This window comes from Sulfitobacter maritimus, assembly GCF_013346665.1.
Taxonomy (GTDB): Bacteria; Pseudomonadota; Alphaproteobacteria; order Rhodobacterales; family Rhodobacteraceae; genus Sulfitobacter; species Sulfitobacter maritimus.
In genome coordinates this window covers 226,988-243,725 of record NZ_JABVBB010000021.1, presented here as the reverse complement: position 1 = coordinate 243,725, position 16,738 = coordinate 226,988, and the positions used below count along the sequence as shown (strand labels likewise).

At 59.3% G+C, this 16,738-nt stretch carries 20 protein-coding genes; 8 read left to right on the top strand and 12 right to left on the bottom strand.

All coding sequences use genetic code 11. The features are described 5' to 3' along the window. Positions 1-46 precede the first annotated feature (46 nt). From oppB to HTT03_RS03135, 4 genes are read left to right on the top strand one after another with little or no spacing between them, the layout of a single operon-like run. Complete coding sequence (gene oppB, locus HTT03_RS03150) at positions 47-964, top strand: oligopeptide ABC transporter permease OppB (protein ID WP_174858418.1); 918 nt, start codon at positions 47-49, stop codon at positions 962-964. A gap of 1 nt (position 965) precedes the next feature. Next, a complete protein-coding gene (locus HTT03_RS03145) occupies positions 966-1,880 on the top strand; it encodes an ABC transporter permease subunit (protein ID WP_174858417.1) in 915 nt (304 codons plus the stop codon). Next, positions 1,880-2,848 carry an oligopeptide/dipeptide ABC transporter ATP-binding protein gene (locus tag HTT03_RS03140; RefSeq protein WP_174858416.1) on the top strand — a complete coding sequence of 323 codons (969 nt, stop codon included), beginning with the start codon at positions 1,880-1,882 and terminating at the stop codon, positions 2,846-2,848. Before HTT03_RS03145 ends, HTT03_RS03140 begins: the two co-directional genes overlap by 1 nt. Further along, positions 2,845-3,858: an ABC transporter ATP-binding protein gene (locus tag HTT03_RS03135; protein WP_174858415.1), complete on the top strand. Its 1,014-nt coding sequence runs from the start codon at positions 2,845-2,847 to the stop codon at positions 3,856-3,858. The genes HTT03_RS03140 and HTT03_RS03135 overlap by 4 nt, the downstream gene beginning before the upstream one ends. Positions 3,859-3,994: 136 nt before the next feature. On the opposite strand, the gene HTT03_RS03130 is transcribed toward HTT03_RS03135, so the two are convergent. Both HTT03_RS03130 and HTT03_RS03125 read right to left on the bottom strand, forming a co-directional pair. Further along, entirely contained in the window at positions 3,995-4,213 is a 219-nt protein-coding gene (locus HTT03_RS03130; RefSeq protein WP_217482716.1) for a hypothetical protein, read from the bottom strand. A gap of 321 nt (positions 4,214-4,534) precedes the next feature. After that, the gene (locus HTT03_RS03125) at positions 4,535-5,086 is read right to left on the bottom strand and encodes a 2OG-Fe(II) oxygenase (RefSeq protein ID WP_174858414.1); all 552 of its coding nucleotides are present in this window, start codon (positions 5,084-5,086) and stop codon (positions 4,535-4,537) included. Between the two features lie 356 nt (positions 5,087-5,442). Between HTT03_RS03125 and cheB the strand changes: the two genes are divergently transcribed. Then, complete coding sequence (gene cheB, locus HTT03_RS03120; protein ID WP_174858413.1) at positions 5,443-6,531, top strand: chemotaxis-specific protein-glutamate methyltransferase CheB; 1,089 nt, start codon at positions 5,443-5,445, stop codon at positions 6,529-6,531. After that, entirely contained in the window at positions 6,528-7,043 is a 516-nt protein-coding gene (locus HTT03_RS03115; RefSeq protein ID WP_174858412.1) for a chemotaxis protein CheD, read from the top strand. Before cheB ends, HTT03_RS03115 begins: the two co-directional genes overlap by 4 nt. Before the next feature lie 33 nt (positions 7,044-7,076). Here HTT03_RS03115 and HTT03_RS03110 read toward each other — a convergent pair whose 3' ends face one another. From HTT03_RS03110 to HTT03_RS03065, 10 genes are all read right to left on the bottom strand, one after another. Continuing rightward, entirely contained in the window at positions 7,077-7,412 is a 336-nt protein-coding gene (locus tag HTT03_RS03110) for a hypothetical protein (protein WP_174858411.1), read from the bottom strand. Positions 7,413-7,459: 47 nt separating this feature from the next. Continuing rightward, positions 7,460-7,846 (bottom strand): response regulator, encoded by a 387-nt coding sequence (locus HTT03_RS03105; RefSeq protein WP_174858410.1) that lies wholly within the window; start codon positions 7,844-7,846, stop codon positions 7,460-7,462. Between the two features lie 39 nt (positions 7,847-7,885). Beyond that, complete coding sequence (locus HTT03_RS03100; RefSeq protein WP_174858409.1) at positions 7,886-8,728, bottom strand: CheR family methyltransferase; 843 nt, start codon at positions 8,726-8,728, stop codon at positions 7,886-7,888. Next, entirely contained in the window at positions 8,725-9,183 is a 459-nt protein-coding gene (locus HTT03_RS03095) for a chemotaxis protein CheW (RefSeq protein ID WP_174858408.1), read from the bottom strand. Before HTT03_RS03095 ends, HTT03_RS03100 begins: the two co-directional genes overlap by 4 nt. Next, complete coding sequence (locus HTT03_RS03090) at positions 9,180-11,327, bottom strand: chemotaxis protein CheA (RefSeq protein WP_174858407.1); 2,148 nt, start codon at positions 11,325-11,327, stop codon at positions 9,180-9,182. Before HTT03_RS03090 ends, HTT03_RS03095 begins: the two co-directional genes overlap by 4 nt. 12 nt (positions 11,328-11,339) lie before the next feature. Next, positions 11,340-11,705, bottom strand: coding sequence for a response regulator (locus HTT03_RS03085; protein ID WP_174858406.1), 366 nt, complete (start codon positions 11,703-11,705; stop codon positions 11,340-11,342). Further along, positions 11,702-12,070: an STAS domain-containing protein gene (locus HTT03_RS03080; RefSeq protein WP_174858405.1), complete on the bottom strand. Its 369-nt coding sequence runs from the start codon at positions 12,068-12,070 to the stop codon at positions 11,702-11,704. Before HTT03_RS03080 ends, HTT03_RS03085 begins: the two co-directional genes overlap by 4 nt. Positions 12,071-12,232: 162 nt before the next feature. Then, the gene (locus HTT03_RS03075) at positions 12,233-13,312 is read right to left on the bottom strand and encodes a methyltetrahydrofolate cobalamin methyltransferase (RefSeq protein ID WP_174858404.1); all 1,080 of its coding nucleotides are present in this window, start codon (positions 13,310-13,312) and stop codon (positions 12,233-12,235) included. Between the two features lie 13 nt (positions 13,313-13,325). Further along, complete coding sequence (locus HTT03_RS03070; protein ID WP_174858403.1) at positions 13,326-14,255, bottom strand: methylenetetrahydrofolate reductase; 930 nt, start codon at positions 14,253-14,255, stop codon at positions 13,326-13,328. A gap of 42 nt (positions 14,256-14,297) precedes the next feature. Next, positions 14,298-14,594, bottom strand: a complete 297-nt coding sequence (locus HTT03_RS03065; protein ID WP_174858402.1) for a virulence factor — start codon at positions 14,592-14,594, stop codon at positions 14,298-14,300. Between the two features lie 275 nt (positions 14,595-14,869). Here HTT03_RS03065 and HTT03_RS03060 point away from each other — a divergent pair, with 275 nt between their 5' ends. Further along, entirely contained in the window at positions 14,870-15,988 is a 1,119-nt protein-coding gene (locus HTT03_RS03060) for a Ppx/GppA phosphatase family protein (protein ID WP_174858401.1), read from the top strand. Continuing rightward, positions 15,988-16,713, top strand: a complete 726-nt coding sequence (locus tag HTT03_RS03055) for an RlmE family RNA methyltransferase (RefSeq protein WP_174858400.1) — start codon at positions 15,988-15,990, stop codon at positions 16,711-16,713. Before HTT03_RS03060 ends, HTT03_RS03055 begins: the two co-directional genes overlap by 1 nt. Positions 16,714-16,738 lie beyond the last annotated feature (25 nt).

Here is a 16,738-nt window from a genome sequence, read left to right as displayed (position 1 = left end):
TTTATCTTTTGTACTTCCCTGAACCCGTATCCGGAGCGCGTGCCCCTTGCTCAGTTACATTCTCAAGCGCCTTGCCATCGCGATCCCGACGCTGCTGGTGCTGATTATCATTTCTTTTCTTCTGATGCATTCCGCACCCGGCGGGCCGTTCACGTCAGAGCGCGAATTGCCGCCGCAGGTGTTGGCAAACCTCAACGCGAAATACGGGTTGGACGATCCGCTGTGGAAGCAGATCGGCAGCTATGTCTGGGGCATCGTCACCGAGTTCGATTTCGGTCCGAGCTTTGTTTATAAAGACCGCTCGGTGAACGAGATCATCGCCCAAGGTTTCCCGATCACGTTGACCTATGGGTTGTTGTCCTTTGCTGTTGCCGTAATCGTTGGCGTAAGCCTTGGCGTTGCCGCCGCCGTGCGGCACAATTCGGCGCTGGATTATGCCGCCGTGGGCGTCTCCATCGGCGCGCAGGTGTTGCCGAACTTCGTTATGGCGCCGATCCTCGTGCTGGTCTTCACGCTCTGGCTCGGCTGGCTGCCCGGCGGTGGCTGGCAGGGGCCGGAATATTGGATCATGCCGGTGATCGCGTTGTCGACGTCCTTCATGGCGTCCATCGCGCGGATCACGCGGTCTTCAATGCTTGAGGTGCTGACCTCAAACCACATCCGCACCGCCCGCGCCAAAGGGTTGCCTGAACGCCGCGTGATTATGCGCCATGCGCTCAAGCCCGCGATGCTGCCGGTTATCTCCTATCTCGGGCCAGCCTTCGTGGCGATGATCACCGGCTCAGTGGTGGTCGACATCTATTTCTCCACCGGCGGCATTGGCAAAGCCTTTGTCGACAGTGCGCTGAACCGCGACTACGCGGTGATGATGGGAGTGACGATCCTCGTGGGCGCGCTGACTATTTTCTTCAACCTCGTGGTCGATATCCTGTATGGATGGATCGACCCCAAGATCCGGTACTGACATGGTGATGACATCCGAACAACGGGTCGAGGCCACCGAGATCGCGGGCAAGGGGCGTTCCCCCTGGGCCGACGCGCGGCGGCGGTTCTTTCGCAACAAGGCGGCGCTGATGGGGCTGGTGATCCTCGGCTTCGTCGTGGCATTCGCGCTTTTCGGCAACAGCCTCGCGCAGTGGTCGAACGAGGAACTCGATTATAACGTCATGGGCCAGATCGTCGAACTCGGCGGTCCGTCCATCGAAAGCGGTCACTACTTCGGCACCGACGATCTGGGCCGCGACCTCTTCGCCCGCACCGTGCAGGGCACGCAGATCAGCCTCGCCGTGGGTCTCGTCGGCGCCCTCATCGCCTGTATCGTCGGCACGCTCTACGGCGCGGTGGCGGGCTACTTCGGCGGACGCACCGACAGCATCATGATGCGGCTCGTCGATATCTTCATGGCCGTGCCTTACATGTTCGTGCTGATCCTGCTGCTGGTGATGTATGGCCGGTCGATCACAATCCTTTTCGCCGGTGTCGGATTAATTTCGTGGATGGAGATGGCCCGCATCGTGCGCGGCCAGACCCTGACCATCAAGGGCCGCGAATTCGTCGAGGCCGCCCGCGCCACCGGCGTCTCGGCCCCGGTCATCATCCTGCGCCATATCGTGCCGAACCTGCTGGGCGTGATCGCCGTCTATGCCACGCTGCTGGTACCGCTGATGATCCTGACCGAGAGCTTCATCTCCTTCCTCGGCCTTGGCGTACAGGAGCCGCTGACCTCCCTCGGGGCGCTGATCTCCGAAGGGGCGGGCACCATCGCCTATGGCACCACCTGGCAGCTGGGCTTCCCGCTGCTGTTCTTCTGTCTCACGCTTTTCGGCCTGTTCTTTATCGGCGACGGACTGCGTGACGCTCTCGACCCTAAGGATCGCTGATGTCTCTGCTCGAAATCGACAAGCTCTCCGTCACCTTCGACGGCGAAGACGGCCCCGTGCATGCGGTCAACGACCTGTCGCTCTCGATCAACCGGGGTGAGACCCTCGGCATCGTTGGCGAAAGCGGCTCGGGCAAATCGCAGACGGCCTTTTCGATCATGGGGCTGCTCGCACCCAACGGGCGCACCGGGGGCTCGATCCGTTTCGACGGGCAGGAGATCTTGGGAGCGAAGCCGAAGGTGCTGAACAAGATACGCGCCGAGCGCATCGCGATGATCTTTCAAGACCCGATGACCTCGCTCAATCCCTACATGCGGATCAGCGACCAGATGACCGAGGTGCTGACCCTGCACCAAGGACTGTCCAAACGGGACGCACTAGCGGAATCGGTGCGGATGCTCGACGCGGTGAAAATCCCGGCGGCCAAGGAGCGCATTCGTCTTTTCCCGCATGAGTTCTCAGGCGGCATGCGCCAGCGGGTGATGATCGCCATGTCGCTGCTGTGCAAGCCGGACCTCTTGATCGCCGACGAGCCGACCACGGCGCTCGACGTCACAGTGCAGGCGCAGATCATGGACCTGCTGGGCGATCTGCAAAAGGATTTCGGCATGGCCACGATCCTCATTACCCATGACCTCGGCGTTGTCGCAGGCTTCTGCGAGCGGGTGCTGGTGATGTATGGTGGCCGGGTGATGGAGCAGGGGCCGACCGAGCCGCTCTTTGCTGAGCCGACGCATCCCTATACCCGCGGCTTGCTTGCCGCCGTACCACGCGTCGACGACGAGGACGCCACGATGAAGGCGATACCCGGCAACCCGCCCAACATGGCCGCCCCGCCCCAAGGCTGCCCCTTCCGCCCGCGCTGCAACTACGCCGGTGACGACTGCCGCGTCATGCCGCCGCTCGCAGCCTTCGACACAGGCCGTGCCCGCGCTTGCCACCGTCCCATCGCGGAGGTCACCGCATGAGCCCGCTTCTGTCCGTTCGCGACCTGCACGTAAAATTCCCCATCACCCGCGCCGGGGACATGCCTTGGACCAAACCGCGCTTTCTGCATGCGGTGAACGGGGTCAGCTTTGATCTGGAGCCGGGCAAGACGCTGGGCGTCGTCGGTGAATCCGGTTGCGGGAAATCCACGCTTGCGCGCGGGTTGATCCAGATGGTCCCGGCAACAGGGCAAGTGAAGTGGCGCGGCGAGACCGATCTGCTGTCGCTTTCCCCCCGCCAGATAAAACCCTACCGCTCCGAGATCCAGATGGTGTTTCAAGACCCGCTGGCCTCGCTCAACCCACGCATGACGCTGGGCCAGATTATTGCCGAGCCGCTGCGCACCCATCGGCCCGAGGTGTCAGGCAAGGAACGCCGCGCCCGCGTGGCGCAGATGATGGAGCGCGTTGGCTTGCTGCCGCAGATGATCAACCGCTACCCGCATGAATTCTCAGGCGGCCAGTGCCAACGCATTGGCATCGCCCGTGCGCTGATCGTGGAACCAAAGCTGCTGATCTGCGACGAGCCGGTCTCGGCCCTCGACGTCTCGATCCAAGCGCAGGTGATCGAACTGCTGAAAGAGTTGCAACGCGATCTGGGCTTGGCGATGATCTTCATCGCCCATGACCTGAGCGTGGTGAAGAACATTTCGGACGAGGTCATGGTGCTCTATCTGGGTCGGGTTATGGAAAAGGCGCCAAAAGCGCTGCTTTATGACAATCCCCAGCATCCCTACACCCAAGCACTGCTCTCTGCCGTGCCGATCCCCGATCCGGTAGCGGAACGCGCCAAACAGATCGTGCCGATGACCGGTGACATGCCGTCACCGATGAATCCGCCGTCCGGCTGCGTGTTCCGAGGCCGTTGTCCGCGCGCGCAAGCCGATTGCGCTGAAGTCGTGCCGCAGCCCGACGATGATCTGCACCGCGTGGCCTGCATCCATCCCGGTCCAATGCGGGACAGTGAGTTGGCGCAACACGCCGCGGGTTAAACCCGCAGGTTTGTTCGCCTCGTTTCTACTCTGGCACATGAGCGCCAGCACTTGCAGCGCGGCGTGGTCGCTTTGTATGACCTACCGCCGGTTTTAATAGGGCGCGGCCTTAATCCGCGCCCCAAGTTCACGCGTCTTAGCGCGGTGGGCTGCAAATGCCCGCGTCATCACAGAACACGCCAGCAAGTCCGCCAATGATCGCACCGTGGTCAGCGTTTTCATCCAAAGCTTTTGCCGCGCCATAGCCGAGCGCCGCGCCCGCAAGCCCGCGCTCCACATCGCTATCGAGTGCAAGATTAGGGGCGCAGGCAGAGGTAAGCGCTAAGGCGGCGATGAGGGGGTAGAGTAGTTTCATGTTCGTCTCCTGTGGGGCCGAGGATGGACCGTCGGCATTGTCGAGTATCGGGAAGGCCGCAAAGAATCGTGCTCCCGCAGCCCCCGACCGATGCATGTCCCTTACGCCACAGGGCCGCTGATATCCGATTGCGCAGATGGGTTTAGAACCTGCTATCCAATATCAAAGCGACTAATTGTTCGACTTGAGGCCCCCAGCTCAAACCCACAGGCCAAGAAACACGCCGCACGCTCCGCCAGCGCCAAACGCGATTGTCGGATGATGGCCCCATGAAACCTGCCGCGCAGCCTTGAGAACGGCGCTTGTCATCTTGTGGCAAATTTACCGGAATGCCGGACCATGCGCCCAAACGGTCATCGAATAGCGTATGCCACTTTTGACCGGCGATACCTGATGGAGCGTGAAACTAGGAAAAATGCAGACACTCCCCTGGGCGCGATTGGCGGTGAGAATTTGGACGCCCGGCATGATCTCCAGATCGCCGCCTTCGTAGGTATCGGAGCGGCTTAGTTGCAGCACAAGGGTAAGCTTCCGTTTTCGAGAAAGGCGCCCGCCGCCAATATCGGAATGCCAAGCGAAGTGACCGCTCTCTGACGATTTGTAGATTGCCACTTGGGGGCTTTCAGCAAATTCGCGCAGATCGAACCCAAACTGATCCCCATTTGCTTGCCGAACCAGCTCGATCAGGCGTTCCATAACCCAATCCATGCCTGGCATGTTATCTGTCCAGACCAGCTCGGCTTTGCGAAGATTATGATCCTTGTTGTGGCCAACGAGGAGTGCTTCGTCGGTTGGCACATCCGAAATAGCCGCAATAACGCGCTCACATTCATATTTGCTAAAGGCGTCAGGTATCGCATGTAATGAGAGCAATCTATCCACCTTTTCGAATGGTTAAAGAGACCGCGTTGGCGCGTGGGGGGCGTCTGTCGCTCGACCGCCGGGATCTCGCTCATACCTCGTAACAGGGTTCGACTGCTGATGCTGTCGCGTTCGCGACACCCGCAAAATCCGGTGAAAATATAACAAACCGAAGAATGTGAAATAAATCCATCGTTTCGCTCACTCCGAAAGATGCGCGGCGCTTAACGCTCCTTTCATCGGTTTGCGTCAGTCTCCTTCTGTGGTTATTGGCAGAGGGGCTGGAATGATCTGGATGGGACCGCCTTGCTGTCTGTCAGAGCTTTGGGCGGCTTTCCTCCGTACACTTAGCGCGGCGGTGTTACCGGATGTTGCATGATCCAACGCAGACCCGACCTACCGGAGCACGCCCCGTCAAACGCGTCGTCATCGTCGACGATTCCCGAGCCATCCGCGCTTGGTTGCGGCAACTCTTGCAACAAGATCCCCGCTTGTTGGTGGTGGGCGAAGCGCATGACGCGCAGAGCGCGCGAGAGGTGATTAAGCAAACCAATCCAGATGTGCTCACCCTCGATGTGCAGATGCCCGGCATGTCTGGATTGGCCTTCCTTGAGCGTCTTATGTCGCTTCATCCAATGCCGGTTGTGATGGTTTCGGCCTCGACGGAAAACGGATCAGATACGGCGATTCAAGCGCTGTCGTTGGGCGCGGTCGACTGCATTGTAAAGCCGGGGCATGCGGGCCAAAGCCTTCCGGCGCGTGATATTGCGAGACGGGTCTATGCGGCAGCCTGCAGCCAATATCAGCCCATCCTGAAACGGCCCGCGTTACGGTCTGCCGTGCCCCCGGACGTCTCTGAACAGAATGGCCCGATCGTGCTGATCGGTGCTTCGACAGGCGGCGTGTCAGCGCTTGAGACTGTCTTGTCGGATATGGATTACAACGGGCCGCCGACCGTCATCGTGCAGCATATGCCAAGAGCCTTTCTTGTTAGTTTCGCAAAACTGCTTGATCGCAATGTGCCGCATGACGTCGGCATGGTAGACGACCGCGTCCCGCTGCGTGCAGGGCAGGTGCGGCTTGCCCCTGAAATGGGGCGGCAAACTGAATTGACCCGGCGCAATGGGCTTTGGCAAGGACATCTGCGTGATGATGTCGAGCGGGGTTTGCATTGCCCGTCTGTGGACGCGCTGTTTTGCTCTGCGGCGCCCTATGGCCATGATGTGATTGCGGTCATCTTGACCGGTCTGGGTCAGGATGGGACGGAAGGGCTGCGCCTTTTGCATCGCTCGGGGGCCCATACCATTGGACAAGATGCCGCCAGTTCGGTGGTTTACGGCATGCCCAAATCGGCGTGGGAGGCCGGCGTGATTGACCAACAATTGCCAGTACAGGATATTGGTCAAGCGATTAACGCCGCCGTGATGGCCCATAGTCGGCGAAGGCGCTGCCAATGAGTGAAATGATTGTCATCACCCAAGGACAATATGCTGTGTCCGGCGATCCTGATGTGACGATTGCCACCGTTCTGGGGTCCTGTGTGGCTTGCTGCCTTTGGGACAAAATTGGCGGCTTGGGCGGGATGAATCACATGCTGCTGACTCAACGACAGCGGGGCAATATGTCATGTGATGCGCTTGGCGTGAATGCGATGGAGCTTTTGATCAATGAGCTGCTTAAACTGGGCGCACGACGAGATCGGTTGCAGGCTAAAGTCTTTGGCGGGGCGCGTATGGTTGATGGGCTATCGGATATTGGCTCGGCAAATGCGGCGTTTACACTGGATTTTTTGGCGCGCGAGGGGATTGCCTGCACGGCGCAATCCTTAGGCGGTATCACTGCGCGGCAAATTCGGTTTTGGCCTGCCAGCGGGATAGTGCGCCAGAAAGTCACGCCGATAAGCATCGTGAATGAAAGCGTGCCGCAAGCAACAGCAGATGCGCAGGGCAATGGGCTGGAACTGTTTTAGACACCGGTAAGAGATCAGTCGGAACTGACAGGTTCAAAACAGATCCACACTGCCTGCTATGTCTAGAGTCGTCAGCGCGTGACCAGACAAGGGGGCATCGAACAGCGCTTTGGTGCTGCCCAAGCGCATCCGACCCCGGATCTGAACCGGATCTTGCAGAGCCGACACGCCAGCTTCATCTGAGCGGGCCAAAAGCATGGTGAGAACTGACAGGTCTTCAAGCGATTGGCGCAGGTAATCAAGGCTTTGCAGTTGGACAATGGCATCCTGCGATGACAGCTGCGCGCGTAAAGCCGTTGAACCGACAACCTGTTCAACTTGCTGAACCTCGGCCGCGAGCCCCTTAAGATGTTCCGACAATCGGACCATGAGGGTTTCGGCAGTGAGCACCGACCCTGAAGGCGGCCTAGGCGGCATTACAGGCGGCCAACCACGGCTTCGATACAATTGCGCAGATCTTCGGGTTGAAACGGCTTCTTAAGGTAGTTGTTCATGCCAAGCTTTTTGCCGTGGTCGATAATTTCCTGTTCAGCGCGTCCAGTGATTAGCACAAAGCCCACGCCTTTGGTATTCGCCCCAGAGCGCAAATAATGCAGCAGCTTTAGCCCGTCGATCTCGGGCATATTGTAGTCAGATATCACCAGATGCACCGGCCGTTTGGCCAAAGCATGAAGCGCCTCTTTGCCGTTCTCGGCCACAGCGACATCCCGAACGCCAAAACTGTCGAGCGCCTGTGTAATCAAGCCGCGACTGGTGGACATATCATCAACCACCATGATCCGAATTTGGTCGCGCAATGCCATTTTAGTTTCCTTGTGCAGTCAGAGGGTACGCGAAGCGTGTCAAAGCGGGCGATAGCTTGTCGGGCCATCGCTGCAAAAACCAATCGCCTCGGGGGTGGCAATCCGTTCGGAATGTCCCAAAAACAAATGACCCGTAGGGCGAAGTGCCTTCAAAAAACGCGGCCAAAGCGATGTTTGAGTAGCAACGTCGAAATAGATCACCACATTGCGGCAGAAAATAACGTCAAAACTGCCCCGCATGGGCCATGCTGAAAGCAGGTTTAACTCATTGAAGTGGATGAGGTTTTTGACTTCGGGTTTGACGGTGAACTGCCGCTCGCCCTTCCTATCCCTTTCCGCATCAAAATAGCCGTCGCGTAGCGGTTCGGACACGCCTGCCATAAGCCTTTCGCCGTATTTGCCGCGACGGGCAAAGGCTATAACTTGCGGATCAATGTCAGTGGCGAGAATGCGCAAATCATATTGTGCGGCCTCTGGGCAGCGTTCAAGCAGGGAAATAGCAGCGGAATAGGCCTCCTGTCCGTTGGAGCATCCCGCAGACCAGATGCGCATCCTTGCACCTTTACGCAGATCGTCCATTCGGGCATCAAGAACGTTTCCAAGCGTGGCGAAGTGATGGCTCTCACGGAAAAAATGCGTGACGTTTGTGGTGAGCGCAGAGATTAGCTGTTTGCGCTCATCTTCGCCCGCGTCGGACTGCACGAATGCGCTGTATTGTGCAAAATCCCGCAGGCCTAGGACTTTCAGACGGGGACGCAGCCGCGACTGGATCATTGAGCTCTTCTCTTTCACCAGCGTCAGTCCGCTTTCGCGGTAGGCCAGATCCGCAATGGCCCGAAAACTTCTTCGGTCGAGAGGATGATCGCAAGAGGCTGTGGTCATGCTGCCATCCCTTTCTCCAAAGTCACTGTCGCCGCCAAATCCAAGACCCGCACCATACGCTCATCGATAAGCGTTAACGCGCTGACCATGCCCGTTGCCGCGCCATTCGCCAGATCGGGGGGCGGTTGAAGATCATCTTTCGTCAAAGCAACGATGTCTGACACCGCGTCGACCAATAGCCCGGTCAAGGTCTCTCCTTGGGCGACGACGATGATCACAGCGCGTTCACTTTGGACCTGCGGTGACAAACCAAGCCTGTCGCCCAGATCGAGCACCGGCAACACCGTACCGCGCAGATTGATCACACCGCGCATACAAGTGGGCGCATGGGGCAGGGGGGTGGCCCGCGTCCAGCTTCGGATTTCGCGAACGGACATGATATCTAGCGCATATTCATGGCCAGCCAGTTGAAAGGTCAGCAATTCGATTGTGCTGTCACGGTTATTGTCTGTCATGTCAAAGCTCCTGCCCGAAGGGGCTTTTGCAGAGGCTGCGCCGCGTTGGTGATAATATCTGACGGATCGAGGATTAGGGCGATCTGCCCATCCCCAAGGATCGTTGCCGCCGCGATGCCAGCGGCGCGGGAAAATCCGTCGTCCAATCCTTTGATCACCACTTGCCGTTGGTCGAGAATATTATCGATCAACAGTGCCGCCCGATTGCCATTTTCATGCGCGATGAGCAGCGCCACGGCCCCGTCATAACTGTTCTGCGGCGCGCGATAACCGAGCTCGGCCGCGAGATCGACGATCGGCACAAAGGCGCCGCGCACGCGCACCACATGCTGCCCCGGACGGATCATTGAGACGTCCTGCGCTTGAAAGGTCAAGGTTTCGACCACAAGGTTCAGCGGCACCACCAAGGTCTCGCCCGCCGTATCGATCACCATACCGTCAAGAACCGCGAGGGTTAGTGGCAGGGAGATTGAAAAGCAGGTGCCACTGCCGGGCACAGAGGTGATGGTAATGCGCCCGCCGAGCGCTTGAATAGCGGTGCGCACCACATCCATACCAACGCCCCGGCCAGACAGGTCCGACACGCTGCCCGCCGTGGAGAATCCCGGCAAAAACAGCAGGTTGTCAATCTCACTGTCGCTAAGTTGTGCATCTGCGGGGATCAGACCTTTGTCGATGGCGATTTGCAGGACGCGGGGACGGTTTATGCCTGCACCGTCGTCCGACACCTCTATGATCACCCGGCCCGACCGATGCGACGCCGAGAGCTTGACCTGACCCTCTGCCGGTTTGCCTGCTGCGATGCGATCGGCAGGTGTCTCAAGACCATGATCGACGGCATTGCGGATCATATGGGTCAATGGGTCCGCTAATCTTTCGATCACGGTTTTATCGACCTCGGTCGCGTCGCCCTCTGTGTGCAGGCGCACCTCTTTGTTCACGGCGGTGGAGGCTTCGCGGATGATGCGGGACATGCGCTGGAACAGGGATTTGACGGGTTGGGCACGGAGCATCATCACCGAGTCCTGAATATCTCTCGTAAGGCGTTGGAATTCTTCCAGACCGTTCATCGCGTCCCCATGTGGCGGGAGGTTTGCGGTCTCTAGGCTTTGGCTCAGCATCGCTTGGTTGATGACGAGTTCGCCCACCAGATTGACCAATCGCTCAATCCGGTCGAGGTCCACGCGGACAACATTTTTGATGGGCGTGGGCGCTTTCGCTGTTGCCGGTGCGGCGGAGGGCGAAGGCGGCGCAGTTGGCGTTTTGGGCGTGCGGGGCGCTGAGGCCGAAGCGGCGTCTGGCGTGACGGCGATCGGCTGGAGATCAAGGCTGCATAGCCCCTCTACGAAGTCAAAAACCGAAAGGATTTTTGCTTCTTCGGCATCCGTTTCAAGCTTCACCGTCCAACTGAGATAGCTGTGCTCTGGTATCAAGTCTTGTTGCTTGGGCAGGCGCGTGGTGTCACAGGTGATCTGCGCGGCGCCAAGCTCTTCCAGCGCGCGGAGCAAGAGGAAAGGCTCATTGCCGGTCTCGTACAATTTGGTGTCCGGGGTAAAATGCAGCCGGTATGTTTTTAATCCGTCCGCCTCAGGTGGCGGCAAATCAGCGAGATCGCAGAGCGGCGGCAGCGCGTTGAGCGGGGGGAGGTCAGCGGGCAAAGCATCGTCGAGCGCTGCGAGGTCAAGCGTCAACCCCATGGGCTGAAAGTCGATCTCAGGCTCTGCAATGTCCTCGGCCGGAGCAGCTTCGGTCCCCAAAAGCGCATCAAGCCGGGCGAGCAATGCACCACTCTGTTCGGCAGGATCGCTTCCCCCGTCACGGCTGTGCCGCACTAGGTCAGACAGGTGATCCGCGCATTGAAAGAAGACTTTCACCGCCGCCGCATCTGCTTGCATACGATCAGTACGAAGCGCGTCCAGGACGGTTTCAAACCGATGCGCGAAGCGCACAAGGGCATCAAGCCCGAAAGCCCCCGCACCGCCCTTTATGGAATGTACGGCGCGAAAGACCACATTAATCGTTTCGCTGTCCTCGGCTCCATCGTCCATGATTTGCAGGCTGTCTTGAAGCGCTTCGAGCAGTTCTTCGCATTCCACAAAGAAAGACGCGCGAATCTCGGCCATGGGGTCGGTCTCAAAGGACATGATGAGCGGCTCCTATCCTGCGACCATCTGCAACGCCTTGACCAGTTTGGCCGGATCGAAGGGTTTGACGATCCAGCCCGTCGCGCCCGCTGCACGTGCGCGCGCTTTAAGCTCCGGCGCAGCTTCGGTGGTCAGGACGAGGATGGGCGTGGCCCGGTGCTGCTCTTGCTCGCGCACAGCGTCGATAAAGCCGAAACCATCCATACGCGGCATGTTGATATCGGTGATGATCGCGTCCGGCGTGATGCCATCCAGCACATCAATGCCATGCAGACCGTCGTCGGCGGTATGGACGGTAAAACCCGCAGGTTGCAGGGCCAAGCGGATCATGTCGCGCATGGTGCGGCTGTCGTCCACTGCGAGGATGCTCAGGCTCATCGTGCCGGCTCCGTCAACGTGCTTGCCGACATGCCCATAGCCGCGAGCTGCGCCTTCACCCGGTCTGACAGGTTTTCGATATTGAGCCGCGCACCGCGTTGCTGAGCTGAAACAGCAGCCGCGTGAACCACCTGTAGGGCGAGGGCGCCGAAATGCGTGACGCCGGCCAGATCAAGGGTGATATCGCCGCAGCCGACCTCTGATAGCTTTTCATGCAGGGCGGCTACCGTAGAAAGGTCGAGCCTTCCCTCAGCCGTAATGAGAGTGCGTTGCGCCGCATTGTTTTCGCTGCCACCCGCGTAGCTACATGCTGCGTCCGGTGCCGTGCGTGTCTCTGAAGCGCCTGAGGCAATGCTTGAAGTCATGAGGGAGACGCTCCGGTCTGTGGCAGGTTTGGCCTGTTCTATCGAGCAGGACGTTAAGACCACGTTACTCACGCCACATGAGGGGGCGGAAACCCTTGGGCCAAAGCAAAAGACCCCGCAAGCGGCGCCTGCGGGGTCTTTTATTTCTGCCTTAATAATGAGTTAGCGGCGGCGACGCCCGCCGCTGCGGCCCGCGCGGCCTCGGCCTTCTTGGCCCACTTTGGGTGCTACCTTGTTAAACTTGATCCATTCGGTGCCGTGCGGATCGCGGTCAAAAAGGAAGTTCGCAGCGCGGATCGCTTCCATCTCTTTGCCCGGACGGGGTTTCGTCGACCCCATGCCGAAGAGTTGCACGAAGGTCTCGTCATCCATCCCCTCGGGCAGCACCAACCCAAGGGCCGCCAGTTCAGCTTTCTTCTCTTCGATTTTAGTCTGGCCCACGGGCAGCGCCACCGGGTTCATGATCGCACTGGTCATGCCAGCGCCCATGGCCATGGGCAGGAAAGCGTTATTAATGCCATGCCGATTGGGCAGCCCGAAAGAGATGTTGGACGCGCCGCAGGTGGTGTTCACGCCCAACTCCTCGCGCAGACGGCGCACGAGGGTAAAGACCTGATGACCGGCTGTTGCCATCGCTCCGATTGGCATGACCAGCGGATCGACCACGATGTCATGTGCCGGGATGCCAAAGTCGGCAGCCCGTTCGACGATCTTCTTGGCCACAGCAAAGCGCACATCGGGGTCTTCAGAAATGCCGGTGTCGTCGTTTGAGATCGCCACGACCGGCACGTTGTATTTCTTGACCAAAGGCAGGACGACTTCGAGCCGCTCTTCTTCGCCGGTGACTGAGTTGAGCAGCGGGCGGCCTTCGCAGGCTTGCAAGCCAGCCTCCAACGCGCCGGGCACCGAACTGTCGATACAGATCGGCACATCAACAGCGTTTTGCACGATCTTAATCAGCTCCGGCATCAACATCGGCTCAACAAAGTTATTGTCGGCATAGCGCGGATCTTCGGCCATTTTGTTGGAGAAGACCGCGCCCGAATTCACATCCAGCACCGTGGCCCCGGCGGCAACCTGCGCGATGGCGTCGGCCTCCACGCGCGAAAAATCGCCTTGCTCCAGCTCTTGGCTCAGGATCTTGCGGCCTGTGGGGTTGATCCGCTCACCAATCACGCAGAAGGGCTCTTCAAAGCCGATGACGGCGGTCTTGGTTTTGGATTCGATGACGGTTCTGGTCATGTAGTTTGGTCCTTCAGGCTGCGTCGGCTGGCACCCCAGAGGCACCGCCGTTCTCTTGGACCCATGTGGCACTGGTCTTGATCCCGCCCAGCGGGAAGACATGCACATGGGTGATGTTGAAATCCGGGTTCGCCGCCTTATGCGCGGCCAGGTCGTTGATCACATCTGCGGGCTCATAGGGCAACAGCAGCTTGGTTACGTCCATTGCACGCTTTTGCAGCACCTTGAGCGAAGGGCCGACGCCGCAGGCAATGGCGAATTTGATCAGCGTTTGCAGTTTGGCGGGGCCTGCGATGCCGATGTGAATGGGCAGTGTAATGCCAGCGGCCTTGAGACTGTCGGCCCATTCGATGATCGGCTGCGCTTCAAAGGCAAACTGTGTTGCGATGGCCATCTGCGCATCGGTGCGGCTTTGGAAATCGTTTTTCCATTTGAGCGCGGCATCGACCTTGAGCCGCCCGCCTTCCACGTCAATGTCGCGGTTGCCTTCGGGATGACCTGCGACGTGCAGCCGTGTAAATCCGGCTTGATCAAACAACCCGGTTTCCATCAATTGCATGCTATCGCTGAACTCTCCAACCGGGGTGGCCACACCGCCCGCCAGCAACAGGGCTTGCCGTACATCTGCCTCACCTTGATAACGGGCAATCCAATCGGCCAAGGTGGCGCGGTCTTTGATAATGCGGGCGGGGAAATGCGGCATGACCTCAAAACCGTCGGCGTTCAGCCGGGCAGCGGTTGCGACCATGTCCTCAATCGGTGTCCCGTCGATATGGGCGATATAGACACGGGTGCCTTTGGGCAGCAGGGCGCGGAAATCCTCAACCTTCTCGGCGGTGCGGGGCATGACCTCGATTGAGTAGCCCCTCAACAACGCTTCGACCTCAGCGGAAGGGGTCGCGGGCGCGGGCAAGTCTTTCTTGCGGAAGTTCAATAGGGCCATGAGCGTGTCCTTGATCATAAGCGTTGCAGACAGAGTGGCAGGCTAGGCCCACCCATTGTTACCAATCAGTTGCTTGAGGCGTTCGCGGTCGTATTCCGCGTCAATCCGCGCCACTTCGGCATCCGCGACGGCCTCAGGCTCTCCTTCGACCTCAACCGGATCGGCCTTGCGCCATTCGGCGAGGTAGTCATCCGTCCCCGCGGCGCCCGTTTTCATCGCCGCGCGGTCAATCGCTTGCTCAAAACGCTCCGGCAGGGGCCGTTTCGTGCCGCGACGGCCTTTGCCGACGATCACCTGCGCTGGAATATCACGCCAATAAACGATGGTGACTGCGGGCATGGGCTGATTCCTCTCGTCCGATTTCATTCTGTCTAGCTTCCGCCGCGGTCAGGACAGGGCCGTTTTTCGACAAAACGCAACCCATCCGCGACTTGCGGCGGTCATAGCGCATTGCCGTTGCCAGAACGAGGGCAGGGCGGCCTCATTATTCTCAAGATGATTGTGAGCGCGGGCGGAGAAACGCCGCTGAACCTCGCGGCAAGCACCGCGACCACTTGCACAGGGACCCCTCAGCGCATACCCTTGATGCAACTCGATATGAAAGGCGCGAACCCATGGCGCCACAGCGTCCCAAAGGTGCGGGCGCGCTCGACAAGGACATACCGGCTCTGAGCCCCGCGCCAGTTCCGCCCAGATCGAATGAGCTATATGCGGCCCTTGATCTGGGTACAAATAGCTGCCGCATGTTGATCGCCCAGCCTCGTGGCAGCGGTTTCCATGTGGTGGACAGTTTTTCAAAATCGGTGCAATTGGGCGCCGGTTTGGAAAAGACCGGGCGGCTCTCGCGCGGATCGATGGCGCGTACCATTCAGGCATTGCGCATTTGCCAGCAGAAACTGCGCCGCAACAAGGTCCGCAATATGCGTCTTGTGGCGACCGAAGCCTGCCGCCGCGCACATAATGGTGCCGAGTTCATGCGTCGTATCCAGCGTGAAACGGGCCTGAAACTCGACATCATCCGCCCTGAAGAAGAGGCCCAATTGGCCGTAATTTCCTGCGCGCCGCTGGTCAGCCGCAAGACCGAGAACCTGCTGGTGGTCGACATTGGCGGCGGCTCGACGGAATTGGTTTGGATCGACATTTCCAAAGTGCCAAGAGCCGACCGTGCGCGGTCTATCATGCGCCTGCAGGATGGGTTCAACCAGGCCAAGACCGATGTGCCGGCGGCGCGGGTGGTCGATTGGATCAGCGTGCCATTGGGTGTGGCCACTCTGCGCGACCAGTTCTCGGATGTCGAAGACGACGCGGCGCGGTTTGCGCTGATGTCATGGTTCTTTGAAGAAAACTTGACGGATTTTACGCCCTATCAGTCGATCCAGTCGCAAAAGAGGTTCCAAATCGTTGGCACCTCGGGGACCGTGACAACCGTAGCGGCGAGCCACCTGAACCTGAAACGCTATGACCGGACCAAAGTGGACGGGCTGAGCATGACCAGCGCCCAGATCGACAAGGTGATCCACTCTTATATCGCGATGGGGCCGGGCGGGCGCCGGGCCGATCCACGCATCGGACAGGACCGGGCGGCTTTGATCATGTCAGGCGCGGCTATTCTACAGGCCCTCATGCGCTGCTGGCCGACCGACCGGCTGTCAGTTGCGGATCGCGGTCTGCGCGAAGGCCTGCTATATGCACAGATGAGCGCCGATGGCGTATTAGAAGAAGGGGTCTTTTGATGGCCAAGACACCGGACGGAAAGAACACCTCGGGGCGCGGGCAGCGTGACCTGAAGGTGAAAGTAAAATCGGCGCGTGGGCGCAAGCTCAGCTCGACCCGTTGGTTGCAGCGACAGTTGAACGACCCTTATGTCAAACGCGCGCAGGCCGAAGGCTACCGTGGGCGTGCGGCTTATAAGATCATGGAATTGGACGACAAATACCGGTTCCTCGTCCCTGGTGCGCGGATTGTCGATCTTGGCGCTGCCCCCGGCGGCTGGTGTCAGGTGGCGGTCAAACGCTGCAACGTGCTGGGCGAGAAAAAGGGCAAGGCCCAGGGCACCATTCTGGGCATCGACCTTCAGGAGATGGAGCCGATTGCGGGCTGCGAGCTGCATCAGCTCGATTTTATGGAAGACGATGCGGACCTGAAGGTCAAAGAATGGCTTGGCGGTAAGGCCGATGTGGTCATGTCTGATATGGCCGCCTCTGCGTCGGGTCATAAGCAGACCGATCACCTGCGCATCATCGCACTTTGCGAGGCGGCGGCCTACTTCGCCTTTGACGTTTTAGAAGAAGGCGGCACCTTTGTTGCCAAAGTTCTGGCTGGCGGGGCGGAAGGCGAGTTGCAAAAGCTGCTCAAGAAGCGGTTTACCAAAGTGGCCAATATCAAACCTCCGGCGAGCCGCGCGGATTCATCTGAGAAATTTGTCGTCGCGACAGGGTTCAAGGGCGCGGAAGAATAAGCGTGGCCGTTCATATAGCGTAAAC